The 16,793-nt window shown below is 43.4% G+C and carries 12 protein-coding genes; 9 read left to right on the top strand and 3 right to left on the bottom strand.

Going from position 1 to position 16,793, the window contains the following annotated elements:
* The first annotated feature begins 38 nt into the window (after window positions 1–38).
* The 8 genes from RH96_RS06330 (at window position 39) to RH96_RS06365 (ending at window position 13,203) form a co-directional block, all read left to right on the top strand.
* The gene (locus RH96_RS06330) at window positions 39–1,157 is read left to right on the top strand and encodes a DNA topoisomerase IB (protein ID WP_010198699.1); all 1,119 of its coding nucleotides are present in this window, start codon (window positions 39–41) and stop codon (window positions 1,155–1,157) included.
* Between the two features lie 188 nt (window positions 1,158–1,345).
* Window positions 1,346–3,049, top strand: a complete 1,704-nt coding sequence (locus tag RH96_RS06335) for an AMP-binding protein (RefSeq protein ID WP_010198701.1) — start codon at window positions 1,346–1,348, stop codon at window positions 3,047–3,049.
* Window positions 3,050–3,356: 307 nt separating this feature from the next.
* Window positions 3,357–4,151, top strand: coding sequence for an SDR family NAD(P)-dependent oxidoreductase (locus tag RH96_RS06340; RefSeq protein ID WP_010198709.1), 795 nt, complete (start codon window positions 3,357–3,359; stop codon window positions 4,149–4,151).
* Between the two features lie 129 nt (window positions 4,152–4,280).
* On the top strand, window positions 4,281–4,850 hold the full coding sequence (locus RH96_RS06345) for a L,D-transpeptidase family protein (protein ID WP_010198712.1): 570 nt from the start codon (window positions 4,281–4,283) through the stop codon (window positions 4,848–4,850).
* A 329-nt stretch (window positions 4,851–5,179) separates the two neighbouring features.
* The gene (gene clpB / locus RH96_RS06350) at window positions 5,180–7,777 is read left to right on the top strand and encodes an ATP-dependent chaperone ClpB (RefSeq protein WP_010198715.1); all 2,598 of its coding nucleotides are present in this window, start codon (window positions 5,180–5,182) and stop codon (window positions 7,775–7,777) included.
* 460 nt (window positions 7,778–8,237) lie between these two features.
* Window positions 8,238–9,503: a PQQ-dependent sugar dehydrogenase gene (locus RH96_RS06355; RefSeq protein ID WP_010198719.1), complete on the top strand. Its 1,266-nt coding sequence runs from the start codon at window positions 8,238–8,240 to the stop codon at window positions 9,501–9,503.
* Between the two features lie 167 nt (window positions 9,504–9,670).
* Window positions 9,671–11,314: a BCCT family transporter gene (locus tag RH96_RS06360; RefSeq protein WP_026037171.1), complete on the top strand. Its 1,644-nt coding sequence runs from the start codon at window positions 9,671–9,673 to the stop codon at window positions 11,312–11,314.
* 233 nt (window positions 11,315–11,547) lie between these two features.
* Window positions 11,548–13,203 (top strand): BCCT family transporter, encoded by a 1,656-nt coding sequence (locus RH96_RS06365; protein WP_010198721.1) that lies wholly within the window; start codon window positions 11,548–11,550, stop codon window positions 13,201–13,203.
* Between the two features lie 361 nt (window positions 13,204–13,564).
* Here RH96_RS06365 and RH96_RS06370 read toward each other — a convergent pair whose 3' ends face one another.
* Window positions 13,565–14,065, bottom strand: coding sequence for a lactoylglutathione lyase family protein (locus tag RH96_RS06370; RefSeq protein ID WP_010198723.1), 501 nt, complete (start codon window positions 14,063–14,065; stop codon window positions 13,565–13,567).
* Window positions 14,066–14,172: 107 nt separating this feature from the next.
* Between RH96_RS06370 and RH96_RS06375 the strand changes: the two genes are divergently transcribed.
* Window positions 14,173–15,042 (top strand): LysR family transcriptional regulator, encoded by an 870-nt coding sequence (locus RH96_RS06375; protein ID WP_010198725.1) that lies wholly within the window; start codon window positions 14,173–14,175, stop codon window positions 15,040–15,042.
* 64 nt (window positions 15,043–15,106) lie between these two features.
* Here RH96_RS06375 and RH96_RS06380 read toward each other — a convergent pair whose 3' ends face one another.
* Window positions 15,107–15,331 (bottom strand): hypothetical protein, encoded by a 225-nt coding sequence (locus RH96_RS06380; RefSeq protein ID WP_010198729.1) that lies wholly within the window; start codon window positions 15,329–15,331, stop codon window positions 15,107–15,109.
* Window positions 15,332–15,577: 246 nt separating this feature from the next.
* Complete coding sequence (locus RH96_RS06385) at window positions 15,578–16,441, bottom strand: DMT family transporter (RefSeq protein ID WP_010198733.1); 864 nt, start codon at window positions 16,439–16,441, stop codon at window positions 15,578–15,580.
* Window positions 16,442–16,793 lie beyond the last annotated feature (352 nt).

The raw sequence follows: 16,793 nt of genomic DNA on the forward strand, positions 1-16,793 counted from the left end.
TATGCTAAAACAATTACTTTTCAAAGGTGTACGACTCTATGACTAAGGCAGGCGAGCAGACAATGATAAGAGATGTGCGCCATGATTATGAGTATCTTGCCAGCCGCGCTAATCTGCGCTATGTGAGTGACGATGAACCCGGTTATGCGCGTAGACGTTGGGGTCGTGGTTTTACTTACCGTGATGCAACGGGCAAAACGGTCAAAGATAAAGCGTTGCGCCAGCGTTTTGATGCGTTGGTGATACCGCCAATGTGGTCAGAGGTTTGGATTTGCCAAGATGAAAAAGGCCATCTACAATCGACAGGACGAGATGAAAAATCCCGTAAGCAGTATTTGTATCATCCGTCATGGAATAACATTCGTGATCAAGCCAAATTCGATGCGATGATCGGCTTCGCAGAAGCGTTACCCAATCTACGAGCACAGGTCGAAAAAGACTTAGAGGCAGAATCATTGTCACGTACCAATGTGCTCGCCGCAGTGGTTAAGCTACTTGAGACCACCTTGATTCGTATTGGCAATAGTCGCTATGCCAAGCAAAATAAAAGCTATGGGCTAAGCACATTACGTAGCAAACACGTGAGCGAAACAGACACTGGATTGGCGTTTGATTTTGTCGGAAAAAGCGCAAAGGAGCATCATATTGAGCTGCAAGACGAGCGTTTAATTGATATCGTGCAGGCATGTTCTGAGTTGCCGGGTTATCAGATATTCAAATACTTAGATGACGATGGACATAAGCAAGTCGTCGACAGTGCCGATATCAATGATTATTTGCGAATGCATACTAGCGGTATGGACTGCGAAAGCAAGCTATATAGTGCAAAGGATTTTCGCACATGGATGGCAAGTGTGCTCGCGGCAAGCTATCTACATGACGAGCTACAAACGATAGCAGGCGCTAGCATACTTGCCAGTGCACCAGAAAGCGCAGAGCGTCAACAGCTGGTCACTGATATGGTAAAAAGCGTGGCAGCAGAGCTGGGTAATACACCGACCGTATGTCGTGCCTCGTATATTCATCCCATTGTCATTGAACGTTTTTTGGCAGGGCAGTTTTTTGAGACTTACAAACAAGCGCGCCGTGGACGTACCAAACGGCATCAAAGCTGTGAAGAGAAAGCCTTGATTGGATTTTTAAGCACACTAAAATAAATTAATAATGATTAAATACTCCATATCTAAAAATAAAAATGATACGTTATGTATTGAAATAAGTACAAAAATGCGTTACTAATAGAGCATGATAAATACGAACCTATTAAACGGTCTATAGGATGTGGCCGTTTTACAATCATAAACACCATTTTACCCGTTACCTGCTATTGCTAAAGGATTAGCTTATGAACACTGCCTCTCAAACCGCTACAATCGCTGATACAGACGCCTCAGTTACGCCAAAAAATTATACCGATTATTATAATAACTTCGACATGAATACACTGCTGTCAGAAATCTTTGGCGAGCACGTAGACGATCGTTTAAATGCCTATATGGCTTGCTGTGGTCGTCATGTACGTGATGGCCGCGCTGACAATGCCGCGCTAGTACACGAAGATACTGCAGGCAATATAACGCGCATGAGCTTTGGTGAGCTTGACAAAGCAAGTGCCCAAATTGCTAACTTACTACAGTCGTATGGCGTAAAAGCGGGTGATAAAGTGGCGACTATGCTACCACGTACGCCTGAGCTGCTCACTGTGGTATTGGCAACATGGCGCATCGGGGCTGTATACCAGCCACTATTTACCGCTTTTGGCTATGATTCGATCAAATATCGGATGGACAAGGCCGACACCAAGGTTGTATTTACCAATCTAGATAACCGCAGCAAGTTTGAAGATTTGGCTGAGCAGACCAAAATGGTATTGGTCGGCAGTATAGAGGATGCTCAGACATGGTGTGACGATCATTATAGCCAGTCTATGGAAGCACAGTCGCAAACGATCGAACCCGTGATGCTCGATACCGATGCGCCATTTTTGCAGATGTTTACCTCAGGTACAGTTGGCAAATCAAAAGGCGTGAGTGTGCCATTGGCTGCATTACCTGCCTTTTACTTGTATATGCGTTATGCCATTGATCTACGTGAAGATGACCAATATTGGAACATGGCGGATCCAGGCTGGGCGTATGGCTTGTACTATGCCATCACAGGGCCTTTACTATTGGGTATCACTACCTATTTCAATGAAGCAGGCTTTGACGCGACCAACACACGCGACTTTATGGTACGTCACAAGATCACCAATTTGGCCTCTTCACCAACCGCCTTCCGAATGATGAAATCCAGCGGCGTGTTTGAAGACGCTCATAAGGATACCAATGCCAAGTTATCTCTACGCTGTGCCAACTCAGCAGGGGAAACACTCAACACCGAAGTCGTAAGCTGGGTGGAAACCTATCTGACGTGTCAAGTGAAAGACCAATATGGGCAAACAGAGACAGGCATGACGTGCTGTGCCCATCATGCACTGGCACATGAATGTCCAGTTGGCTCTATGGGTATGGCGTTATCAGGGCATACGCTCGTCGTATTAGATGATGATATGAATGTACTGCCCGATGGCGAGCAAGGGCAATTAGCCGTTGTGGTCAGTCAGTCGCCCGCGTTTTATTTCCAAGGGTACAGCTGGAATGAGAAGCAAGCCTTTGCAGATGATTATTACTTAACAGGCGATGTGGTTGAGCGTCATAGTGACGGTAGTTATTGGTTCTCAGGACGTGATGATGACATCATTATTACCGCAGGTTATCGTGTAGGGCCTACCGATGTCGAAAATACCGTATTAGAGCATGAAGCGGTTGCAGAATCAGCAGCAGTTGGCGTGCCAGATGAAGTGCGTGGACATACAATCAAGTCTTATGTGGTGTTAAAAGATGGCATCGAAGGCTCTGAAGAAATCGCTCAGCAAATTAAAGATTTGGTACGCAAGCGTCTATCGACTCATGCTTATCCGCGTGAGGTCGAGTTCGTGAGCGAACTACCAAAAACCCCAAGTGGTAAGATTCAACGCTTTTTGCTGCGCAGTCTATCTGCCGGATAAGGGCGTTTTGCAATATATAGTATTAGGGCGCGTCATCAATTAGCACATGAATACATTTAGTGGTCTTAAAATGGCTAAATTTAGCCAAACATCGTCAGAAATCTTGTCAATATGTTCATATTTACGGCAATTTCTTCCTTGTTTGGCTGCAATTTTCCTCATTTTAAGCCTCACAATCTAAATGATGACACGCCCTAGATAGTATTTCGTTAAAATAGAGATTCTTTATGATGAAGCTATTTAACATAAGCTGATTAACATAGACTGACAATGAAAATATCAAATAATAAATAGTTAAGGAACATTCATGCAAATTCAAAAAAACAGCTTTTTGGTCACAGGTGGTGCATCAGGATTGGGTGAAGCAGTGGTTCGCGCGTTAGTCGCTCAAGGTGGCAACGTTATCATTGCTGACTTGAATGAATCAGCTGGGCAAGCACTGGTCAACGAGCTGGGAGATAACGCACGTTTTGTACGTTGTGATGTCACCAGTGGTGAGGAGGTGCAAGCGGCTATTGCCGTTGCTGAAGAAGCGTTCGGCGGTCTCCACGGCTCGATCAATTGCGCAGGTATCGCTGTCGTACAAAAGCTACTAGATCGCGAAAACAATCCAGCAGATCTTGAGGCTTTTAGCCGCGGGGTTAATATTAATCTGGTCGGTTCATTTAACGTAGCGCGCTTAGTCGCGTCTAGTATTGCCAAAAGAGTGGCTAATGCCAATAGCGTAGAAAAAAGCAATAGAGAAAAGAATATAGATCAAGGTCTTATTATTAATACTGCGTCTATTGCGGCCTTTGATGGGCAAATGGGGCAGGCGAGTTATGCATCGTCCAAAGCTGGCGTCGTCGGTATGATGTTGCCACTGGCTCGTGAGCTGGCACGTCACGGCATTCGAGTGATGACTATTGCACCCGGTATTTTTGCCACACCCATGATGGATTCGATTCCCGGAAAGGCGCGTGAGCAATTAGAGTCTGGCGTGCCTTATCCCAAACGTTTGGGTGATCCTAATGAATTTGCCAAACTGGTCACCCATATTATTGATAATGCCTACCTAAATGGTGAAGTCATTCGTCTCGATGGTGCCATTCGTATGGTCTAATGATATTAGTTTCTTATAAAAAATAAGATTTTTGCGATATGATTCACGAAGTTTTCACAAAAATTGGCATGGTGCTTTGATATATTATGACTCACTGTTATTGAGCGTTGGTTATAAGGATTAAAGCTTATGTCATTTTTTCTTCCACATGCTAGCAAGCGTGCAAATTGGTTACTGATTGCAATAGGAATTAGCCTTGCTGCTATTATTAGCACTAGTGCCATTGCTGCGGTTAAGCATATTGTAGAAAAAAAGCAACCCATTGCTAATAACGTGATTATCGATAAAGTCTTTGTCGATAAATCTGAACGCCGTTTGCAATTATTGAGTGGCGATGATGTAATTCGTACTTATCATATTGCATTGGGCGACAGTCCAGTAGGTCACAAGCAGCAACAAGGCGATGAACGTACACCCATAGGCAACTATACTTTAGATTATAAAAATGAAAACTCTATTGCCCATCGCTCCATTCATATTAGTTATCCAAATGTGGCTGATAAAGCGCAGGCCAAATCACTTGATGTCAATCCGGGCGGTGATATTATGATTCATGGTCAGATGAATGGCTTTGGTCATTTAGCATGGCTCAATCAAAAACGCGACTGGACGGATGGTTGTATCGCCGTGACCGACGATGAGATGGATGAAATCATGGCTGCAGTCAAAGTAGGCACCACGATTGAAATCGTAGAGTAGAGCGATTGAGTTTTCGATGACACGTCCTAATTTTACATAAATCAGATAGGGTGTCGGACTCGCTTATTCTATTCTTTGTCGTACTTTTATGCGCCTTCTGCTCGCTTTTTTATAGCACTGTTTCCCCTTCATACCTTTTAATTCCTCTTAAAAATACATTTAAATGATATTAATCAATAAGCAATGCTAAATATCATTGCTTATAGTAAGGTTTTATTTGATAATTGGCTTGAAATAAGTAGATATATACCTTATATAAATGACAGATAACAGTGGGCACTAGAGTCTAGAGCGACTACTGAAAATACTAATTATAAAAGGATGTGAATATGAGATTTGAGAAATTTACCCAAAAACTGCAATCCGCCATTCAAGAAGCACAAAGCCTAGCCTTAGGTCGCGATCATACAGGTATCGATCCTGTGCATCTGCTTGCCATATTGCTGCAAGATGAATCTAATTTGTCTATCTGCCAACAAGCAGGTGCGTCTATTCCAGCGTTAAAGAACGGTATTGCAAAGGCACTGGATAATCAAGCGACCATTTCGGAGCCGACAGGTGACGTGAATCTAAACCCAAACTCGGTCAAAATTTTGAACTTGGCCGATCGGCAAGCGCAAAAAGAAGGCGACGATTTCATCGCCACTGAATGGGTGATGTTGGCGCTCGCTGAGCAGGGCGAAACCAAAAAGATATTTGAGAGTGCTGGCGTGACGGCGGCTAAATTAAAAGCCGTGATTGAACAATTACGTGGTGATGAAACCGTGAATAATCAAAATGCGGAAGATCAACGTGATGCATTAAATAAATATACCATCAACTTGACCGAGCAGGCGGAGCTTGGAAAGCTAGACCCAGTGATTGGTCGTGATGAAGAGATTCGTCGTACCATTCAAGTACTGTCACGTCGGACTAAAAATAACCCTGTGCTTATCGGTGAGCCGGGTGTGGGTAAGACGGCTATCGTCGAAGGCTTAGCCCAAAAAATTATCAATGGTGATGTGCCAGAAGGTTTACGCCGCAAAGAAGTGCTGTCATTAGACTTAGGTGCGCTAATCGCTGGCGCAAAATTCCGTGGTGAATTTGAGGAACGCCTCAAAAGCGTATTGAGCGATTTGGCCAAGCAAGAAGGCAACGTCATCTTATTCATCGATGAGCTGCATACGATGGTTGGTGCGGGTAAGTCTGAAGGGGCGATGGACGCAGGCAACATGCTAAAACCTGCATTGGCACGCGGTGAGCTACACTGTGTCGGAGCGACGACACTAGATGAGTATCGCAAGTACATCGAAAAAGATGCGGCACTTGAGCGTCGTTTCCAAAAAGTGTTGGTCGATGAGCCAACGGTTGAAGACACCATTGCAATTTTGCGAGGTCTTAAAGAACGTTACGAGCTGCATCATGGGGTCGATATTCAAGACAGCGCCATTATTGCTGCTGCGCGGATGAGTCACCGTTATATTACTGATCGTAAGTTGCCAGACAAGGCGATTGACTTAATCGACGAAGCCGCGAGTCGCTTGCGGATGGAGATGGACAGCAAGCCTGAATCGTTAGGTAAGCTTGATAGCCGTTTGATTCAGCTAAAAATGCAGCGTGAAGTGCTCAAAAACGAAGAAGATGCAGGTGCGCAAGCAGAGCGTAAAGCACTCAATGCGCAAATTGAAGAGCTAGAAAAAGAGTACGCTGATCTGAATGAAATTTGGCAAGCAGAAAAAGCATTGGTCAAAGGCAGTCAGCAGCTAAAAGACGAGCTGGATAAAGCCCGTATTGCGTATGACAAAGCCAGTCGTGAAGGCGATTATGAGACCATGAGCAAGCTGCAATACGAAACCATTCCGCAGCTAGAGCGCCGTATCACTGAGTCTGACTTGGCAGAACAAAAAGAGCAAACAGGCGAAGGTAGTGGTGTAAAACTGCTACGTAATAAAGTGACAGACAACGAGATTGCGGAAGTCGTTGCGGCCGCGACTGGTATTCCAGTCAATAAAATGATGCAAGGCGAGCGTGAAAAAATGCTGGCAATGGAAGAAAAACTCCATGAGCGCGTCATCGGTCAAGATGAAGCAGTTGAAGCGGTAGCAAATGCGGTACGCCGTAGCCGAGCTGGCTTGTCTGATCCGAATCGTCCTTCTGGCTCGTTCTTATTCCTTGGACCTACGGGTGTTGGTAAGACTGAGCTGACCAAATCATTGGCGAACTTCTTGTTTGACAGTGAAGATTCGATAGTGCGTATCGACATGAGTGAATACATGGAGAAACACAGTGTCAGTCGATTGGTTGGTGCGCCTCCAGGCTATGTGGGTTATGAGGAAGGCGGTGCGTTGACTGAAGCTGTTCGCCGTAAGCCTTATAGTGTAATTTTGTTCGATGAAGTTGAGAAAGCGCATCCTGATGTATTCAATATATTATTACAAGTATTGGACGATGGGCGTTTGACGGATTCACAAGGTCGTGTGGTGGATTTCAAAAATACCGTGATTATCATGACCAGCAACTTGGGTTCGCATAAAATCCAAGAAATGGTTGGTGAAAGCTACGAGGATATCAAAGCGGAGGTCATGGATTCTGTTGGTCAGCATTTCCGCCCAGAGTTCGTCAACCGTATCGATGAGATAGTGGTCTTTCATCCGCTTGGTATGTCGCAAATGGCAGGTATTGCTACTATTCAACTGGATCGTTTGCGTCAACGCTTGCATGAGCGTGAGATGGATATCGAGCTATCAGCGGATGCGATGAATAAATTGGTTGCCGTGGGTTATGATCCTGTGTATGGTGCGCGTCCGCTCAAACGTGCCATTCAGCAAGAGATTGAAAATCCATTGTCATTGAAATTATTATCGGGTGATTTTGTCGCTGGCGATATTATCAAAGTCGATGTTGGCTCTGATGACAAGCTGACTTTTGATAAGCTAAGAATGAGCTAATCAATCTAGCATTGAAGTTTTTATGAGCTAGCTATACTCTTAAAATCAACCCCTTATCTGCGAGCGTAGATAAGGGGCTTTTACGTTTAGGCGCGCGTTTTGCGCTACTATTCTTTTACTATTTAAATATCAGGACTATGCTATAAATAAATGACTAGGGTCTGTTGAACATTCAAATATTAGGACTGCTGATCGCTAAAATTGCCCCAAACTAGGCGTAAACCGATGATAATGTCGAGACCTTAGCTAGGTTTGCAACAACATTTGGGGTGATTTTAGCATCAGCCTTTCAGGGCAGGTCTATTTTTTGCCAATACATGGCGAAATTGTCTAACCTAGAACGACTAGGCATCAAAAATTTCACTGCGTATTGTCTAAAAAATAGCCACTGCCAGTTCCATGTTTGAATGTTCAACAGACCCTAATAACATAAGTGCAAATTGGATAAAGAGGAAAAATGATGACAACCCATATTGAACGTCTAGGCAAACCTTTGACATTGCCGTTAATCATCGCGGCTCTATTGTTCAGCACCTCGGCTTGCTCCAATCCTTCGTCGGTAAACACCAGCCCCGATGCGGCAGAATCCAAAGAGACGCAAACCTCTAAAGCCGATGTGAAAATTAGTGATGCTCAAGTCAGCGTAGACAAGCCTGACTTTACTACTGCCGAGATTGCAACCTTTGATGAGCCTTGGGCTATGGCTGCATTACCCAGCGCAGATAACCAACCACCGAAGCTACTGGTGACCCAAAAAACAGGCGAGCTGTTCATTGTAGATACCGCGACGGGTGCCAAAACGAGAGTCGATGGTGTTCCCGAAGTCGCTTATGGTGGCCAAGGTGGATTGGGAGACATCATAGTAGCGCCAGATTTTGCTAGGTCTAATACAGTGTATCTCAGCTATGTGGAAGCAGGAACGGGAGGTGACAGCAATACATTTGGTGCTAAAGTCATCAAGGCAACGCTCTCAGGACTAGAGACAGATACGCCAACGTTGCAAACCATCACACCCATTTGGCAGCAGTTTCCTAAGGTCAAAGGGCAAGGACACTATAGCCATCGCTTGCTGTTTTCACCTGATGGACGCTATCTATATATCAGCTCAGGCGAGCGTCAAGAAAAAACCCCAGCACAAGATATGAGTGTCAACTTGGGTAAAATTATACGCCTAAATGCTAACGGATCTATCCCAGTAGACAATCCATTTTTGGACAATACGAATGACATTGCCAAGCAGTTTTGGACGATAGGTCATCGTAATGTGCTTGGCATGACATTTGATGACAGTGGACAGCTTTGGGCACATGAGATGGGGCCAAGAGGCGGCGATGAATTCAATCTCATCGAAAAAGGTAATAATTATGGCTGGCCAGTTGTGTCCAATGGACGCAATTACTCAGGTATTGATATCCCTGATCATGACACAAAGCCTGAGTTTGCTGCACCCAAAGTTACTTGGACGCCAGTCATATCTCCATCTTCCATCAGCATATACGCTGCGGGTAGTCATAATGACTTTCCTAGTTGGCAAGGCAATGCGCTGATTAGTGGCTTATCTTCTAAAGCACTTATCGTAGTCAGCTTCAATGAAGGCAACACCGCTGCTGAACGCTATCGCTACGATATGGGCGAACGTATCCGCAGTGTGCTGGCAGTAGATGGGCAAGTGTGGGCATTGGAAGATGGTAATGGGGGGCAATTACTTAGACTACTGCCTAAGTAATATCGTAATAAAACCAATTTTGATTTTATATTTATGTAGTTATTCTAAAAAAAATTGTTAAGTCTTTTAGAGTAAATTAAAGGTTTTATCAAGTTTTATTTTGTAATTGATTGATAGTTAAGGCCTATTTTGTTAAGGTAATGTTCCTTGAATTTTGAGACTTGCACATGGAAGAAGTAAAAGTAGGCAGATTAGGACCTTTTCCACGGGTGAGTAAACCTGTGTTTATAACATCGACGTTGTTAATTGTCGGATTTATTATTTTTGGCGCTTTGTTTACGGAAACAGCAGGGGCGCTTTTTAGTTTTTTACAAAATTTTATTACTGATAAATTCGGTTGGCTATTTATTATCCTAGTCAATACAGCGCTTGCCCTCTGTATTTACTTAGCAATGAGTCGCTATGGTGATATTCGGCTAGGCAATCAAACGGAGCGACCACAATACAATCTGTTTTCGTGGATTGGTATGTTGTTTTCTGCAGGTATTGGTATTGGTCTAGTCTACTGGGGTACAGCGGAGCCGTTGTATCACTTTATGGCACCACCAATGGGCGAGGCCGAAACGGTTGAAGCCGCAAAGCAAGCGATGAATATCTCATTTATGCATTGGGGGTTACACGCTTGGGCCATTTATACGATTGTGGCGCTGTCTTTAGCCTATTTCCATTTCCGTCGTGGCTTGCCATTATCGATTCGATCAACCTTGTATCCTTTGCTCGGCAAAAGAATCTATGGCCGATGGGGACATACTGTCGATATCTTGGCCGTGTTTGGTACGATGTTTGGTGTGGTCACCTCGCTTGGGCTTGGGGTGATGCAGATCAATTCTGGACTCGAAAAGCTGTTTGGTACGCCTAACAGTCTTACGGTTCAGTTTGGCTTGATCGCTTTCATTACAGCGCTTGCAGCGGCTTCGGTCTTGATGGGTCTAGATAAAGGTATTAAGCGACTTAGTGATATCAATATTGGTTTCACCATCGTCTTATTAGCGTTTATGGTTATTTTAGGGCCGACACTTTTCATCTTTGATAGCTTTATTGAAAACATCGGCAACTATCTGACAGTGATTGTTCCTTTAGGTACGTGGGGTGAGTCTTATAGTGGAACGGATTGGCAGAGTGGTTGGACGATATTTTATTGGGCATGGTGGGTTAGCTGGGCACCATTTGTTGGTATCTTTATTGCCCGTATCTCTCGTGGTCGTACGATTAGAGAGTTTGTACTTGGTGTACTACTCATTCCTATGATGATTTTGTTTTTCTGGTTTACGACCTTTGGTGGCGTTGCTGTTCACATGGAGCTTGCCTCTGCTGTGTCTGGTATCAGTCCAGGATTGGTTGAAGCGGTACAAGCAGATACTGGTAGTGCGATCTTTAAATTGGTTGAGTACTATCCATTGGCAAAACCAATTACGCTACTGATTGTAGTGATGATTATGCTGTGGTTCGTAACCTCATCAGACTCAGCCAGTTTTGTCATTGACATGTTGACTGCTGGTGGCGATACCAATCCACCAAAAATACAGCGCTTGTTTTGGGCAACCACAGAAGGCGTTATCGCAGCTATCTTGCTGGCGGCTGGTGGACTGTCTGCCTTACAAGCGGCGGCTATCGTAGCAGGACTACCATTTGCCTTAGTGATATTCGTCATGATGTATGCATTGTTACGTGGTCTTAGTCGCGATCGCTTGATTCTATATCGAGCGCAGCAGCAATTCATCACGGATGAATCAGCAGACCATAATTCAGCGAACGAATTCGTTGATGAGCATTTGCTAAAAGGGCCACCCAAGATAGTGAAAGGTGACTAATAAGTAAAATAGTCATTTAAGCTGTTTTAATAGGAGCCCTAATTTATTCGTAAATTGGGGCTTCTTTATTGGATAAAGATATTTAAATTTATTCAGTATAAATTCGAATTGTTGAAAATTATTACCGAAGTGTTACTACCATTTCTATACATTTGGCAGTGTTTACAAAGCGTTATATTTGATAATTCGTTCATACCTTGGTATGGTTACGCACTTTTTTTGGGGATATACTTATGGATCATGTAAAAGTTGGCCGATTAGGCCCTTTTCCGCGGGTAAGTAAACCTGTATTTTTGACTTCAGCGATTTTGATACTTGCCTTCATTATCTTTGGGGCATTATTCAACGAACAAGCAGAAGTGGTATTTAACCAAGCAAAAGCATTTGTCTCTTTACGCTTTGGCTGGTTCTTTATTGTGGTGGTCAATTTAACGTTGGTCATGAGTATTTATATGATATTTAGCCGCTATGGCGATATCAGGCTTGGTCATCAGAATGAGAGACCAGAGTACAATCTGGTTTCTTGGATTGGTATGCTGTTTTCAGCAGGTATCGGTATTGGACTGCTTTATTGGGGCACAGCCGAGCCGCTGTATCATTTCATGGCTCCACCATTAGGAGAGGCGGAAACAGTCGCCGCTGCTAAGCAGGCGATGAACATCTCGTTCCTGCATTATGGTCTACATGTATGGGCGCTCTATGGCATGGTCGCGCTATCCTTGGCTTATTTTCATTATCGAGTAGGGTTGCCATTGGCTATCCGCTCCACCTTGTATCCAATATTGGGTAAAAAAATCTACGGCGGTTGGGGTCATACGGTCGATACGCTTGCCGTATTTGGTACGATGTTTGGGGTAGTGACCACGTTAGGTCTTGGTGTTTTACAGATTAACTCTGGTCTTGAGACACTGTTTGGTGTGCCCAACAATATTACGGTGCAGATTATTTTGATCGGCTTTATCACTATGCTAGCAGGGTTATCCTTGTTCATGGGACTAGATAAAGGCATTAAGCGTCTCAGTGATACCAATATATTCTTCACGGTGATATTGCTCAGTTTTGTGATTATCTTTGGGCCTACTCAATTCATCTTTAATAGTTTTGTAGAAAATATCGGCAACTATTTGCATGAAATTGTGCCATTAGGTCTGTGGACAGAGTCTTATAGTGGAGAGGAAAACTGGCAATCCTCATGGACGATTTTTTATTGGGCATGGTGGATTAGTTGGTCGCCATTTGTTGGAGTGTTTGTTGCCCGTATCTCTCGAGGTCGCACCATCCGTGAGTTCATATTAGGGGTTTTATTAATTCCTATCACGATTCTATTCTTGTGGTTTACCGCCTTTGGTGGTTCTGCGGTGAATATGGAGCTGATGGCAGCGGCAGATCCTAACCTTGTCAGTCCGGGTCTTATCGAAGCCGTTAAAGCAGATACCGGTAGTGCTATCTTTAAGTTAATGGAGTCTTATCCACTAACAGAGGCGGTCAACCTACTCATTGTAGTCATGATTGTACTGTGGTTTGTGACCTCATCAGATTCAGCCAGTTTTGTTATTGATATGCTGACCTCAGGTGGCGATACCAATCCACCAAAGATTCAACGTTTATTTTGGGCAGGTGCTGAAGGCGTTATCGCCGCTGTATTATTGGCAGCAGGTGGTTTAAGTGCACTGCAAGCGGCCTCTATTGTTTCGGGCTTTCCTTTTGCTATTGTGATTGTCGTGATGATGTATTCATTGCTACGCGGATTGAGCCGAGATCGTTTGATACTGTATCGCAATCAGCAATGGTTCACCACTGAGGAGTCAGCAGAGCACAATTCTGCTAATGAATTCCGTGATGAAGACCTACTTACAGGTCCACCAAAAATCGTAGACTCTAATGATTAACACGCTCTAGATATTTGCTAAAAATCCCAGCCTTGTGCTGGGATTTTTTATGTCACTGTATTTTTATATTTTCAATAAGTGGAAAGCCATCATCTGCATTCATCTTTTGCGTAAACGATTGCCTCAGTGCTACACGGTTAAAGTATATTCAGTGAAAAGTAATATCGATATATCAGCAGTATCGTAGTGTTTTTGAGGTATTTTGACTATAGTTTAAAGTGAGTACAAGGCAACTGAGCACAAGTAGATTACTGATAGACAACGCACGCAAATAAAAATAGCGCACTCAGGTCATGAGTACGCTATTGGTTTTTCAGTCAGATTTAAGCTAAAACCATACTGAGCCAAATTTATACTGAACTTAGTATGCGCCTTCGCTATAGATAAGCTCGTAGCTATGGCTGTATATCTCGACGATGTTGCCGAACGGATCTTCCATATAAATCATACGGTAAGGTTTTTCGCCAGGGTAGTAGTAGCGTGGTTTTTCCATACGCTTTTTGCCACCTGCTGCAACCATACGCTCAGCCAGCTCTTCAACATTTGGATCTTGAACACAGAAGTGAAAAATACCTGTTTTCCAGTATTCAAAGTTGTTTTCAGGATCTTCTTGGTTTTTAAATTCAAAAATCTCAACACCGATACGGTCACCAGTAGATAGGTGAGCGATACGGAAGCGGCCCCAACCTGAACCGAATACTTCAGTACACATTTCACCAATCGGACTGTCATCTTCAACAATCTCAGTTGGTTCCATGATGGTGTACCAACCCATCACTTCAGTATAGAATTTTACGGCAGCGTCCAAATCAGGGACTGACAGACCGATGTGCGAAAAGCTTCTTGGATAAACGTTGTTCATAGCTTGTGCTCCTGTTTGCTGTACTCTTGTTTAACGTGAGGCCAGTATACAAACGCACAGTCATTATGTAAAATTATCAAATATTATATAAATAAGTATGAAATGTAATGATTAATATCACATGGTTGCGTACTTTCTGTACGCTCGCGGAAGTTGGGCACTTTACGCGTACGGCTGAACGTCTGTATATGACGCAGTCTGGTGTGAGCCAGCACATACGTAAGTTAGAGGAGCAGTTGGATACGGACTTGTTGATTCGTCAAGGAAAGCAGTTCTCATTGACCAATGCAGGTGAGCAGCTTTATAAAGAGGCAGGCGAGATATTGCAGCGCTTATCAAATTTAGAGCAGCGAATAGGTGAGGATCCACCTTATGAAGGACTGGTGCGGTTGATGTCACCGGGAAGTGTCGGACTTAAGCTATATCCAAAGCTGTTGACGCTACAGCAGCAGCATCCAAAATTGGTGATTGATTATCGCTTTGCACCCAATGCTGATATCGAGCGGGCGCTTGCCAATCACGAGATCGATATTGGTTTTATGACGGATATCTCAGATGATGAGACAGTCAGTTGCCAGCCCATGGCGCAAGAAGCATTGATACTAGTGACACCTGCGACTACGGTAGAGCCAAGCTGGGAGCAGCTCATCGAGCTTGGATTTATTGATCATCCAGATGGTGCCCATCATGCAGGCATGCTACTAACTGCTAATTATGAGCAATTCCAACATATCAATGACTTTGATAAAAAAGGCTTTTCTAATCAGATAGGTTTAATCTTAGAGCCCGTCAGTAGAGGAATAGGCTTTACCGTGCTACCTGCACACGCAGTGGCTGCTTATCCAAAGCCTGAGCTTATTAACAGTCACTATCTACCGGTTGCCGTTAGCGAGACGCTATACCTTGCGCTAAGACGACAGCGTGCGCTCTCTAATAGAGTGCATACAGTCATTGAGGAAGTAAAAAAATGGCTATAAAGGTATGACAGGCGTATACAAATTTTCTTAGGCAAAATATACAGATACGGAAATGAGGATTTTACTAAGCTATTTTATCAAACCAAGCCTTGGTGCTTTGAGCAGTCATAGAGTCGAAGCTCACATAAATTCCTTGTTCATCTAAAGTGGCATACCAATGATCATCGTTACTACCAGTTAGCAACTGAAAGTACTTATTGTTAACGATTCTACCTACGGTATAGATTTCGCCTTCTAAATAAAAATCATTACCTTGTGTGCAGAGTAATTTATCGTCAGTGCTTATCATATGATTCTATCTCATTCATAAAAAGATAAAACGATAATACCAACTTAATCAGTAATAATAAAGAGGCTTTGATAAGGAGTATCTTATTGTTAAGTATATGTTTTTTAGCTTATTTGTTGCTGAAACATATCATTATAAAAGTGGGTGCAATAGTAAGTGATTGAGCATACAAACTTAAGCATATAGGGGTCTCTATGTTATCTGATTTTTAACAGTGAACGATTGGTTTTCATAAATAAAAGTCATCTACACCGCAAATTTTTTCGCGCCAAGCACACAAGCTAATGCTCCCAATGTACTTATTACCATGCCAAGACTAACGGTCTCATGTAGTAATCCTGCCGCTAGCATAAGACCCATAAAAGGCTGTAGCAACTGTAATTGCCCAACAGCAGCAATACCTCCTAATGCCAATCCACGATACCAAAACAAAAATCCGATAAACATACTGAACAAAGACACATAGAATAATCCTGCCCAAGCGGTAATGTTGATGTCTGTGAATGTCTTTGGCCACGTTAGCCACGTGACGGGAAGTAGCATTGGTAATGATAAAACCAAAGCCCAACTAATCACCTGCCAGCTGCCAAGAGTGCGTGATAACCGTGCGCCTTCTGCATAACCTAGAGCACAAGCGATGACAGCGCCTAGCATTAGTAAGCCTCCCAACAAAGGCGTATGACTACTGCTCATAGCCGCGTAACCAGCGACAAAGGTGCTACCTAACAAGGCAAATAACCAAAATAAAGCGGGTGGGCGTTCATCACCGCGCCAAACGGCAAATATAGCAGTGAATAGCGGTAATATTCCTAAAAATACAATGGCGTGTGCCGAGGTGACATGCTGTAAAGCCAACGCGCTTAACAAAGGAAAGCCAATGACCACACCTAGAGCGACAACACTTAGAGCGGGTAGGTCAGCCTTGGTTGGTGGGTGCTGTTTGAATATTGCTAAGACGGTAATAGCGAGCAACGCGGCTAACGTCGCACGCGTTCCAGTCAAAAATAGAGGGTCAAAACCCATTACTGCTAAGCGGGTAGCTGGTAAAGAGCCTGCAAAGATAACGACGCCGATAAACCCATTCATCCAACCTTGAGTTGTGTTTTTCATAAACCTACCACTGTATTTTTGATACGTTGATTAAAGCAAATGTTTGGTAGGTTATCTACGTACAATACAGTACAATTATACCGAACTGTTTGGTGTCAATGGCCCATACAGTATGAAGCGTATTTACTAAAGGTAGGCTGGTATTACTAGGTTTCATTATTGAAACCAGATAAATGCTATTTTAGATTTATCTGACTTTGAGCCAACTCACGGTAGCCAAGCATAATAAATTTTTCGGCTAAGCATGACTTGGTAAAGCATAGATAATAGACCTCTTGCAAAAGTAGCAAAGGGAATTAAAATAAGAAGACGCTCATAACTTTTTAGGAACCATGCCAAACATAGATAAGCT

Source organism: Psychrobacter sp. PAMC 21119, assembly GCF_000247495.1.
GTDB classification, from domain to species: domain Bacteria; phylum Pseudomonadota; class Gammaproteobacteria; order Pseudomonadales; family Moraxellaceae; genus Psychrobacter; species Psychrobacter glaciei.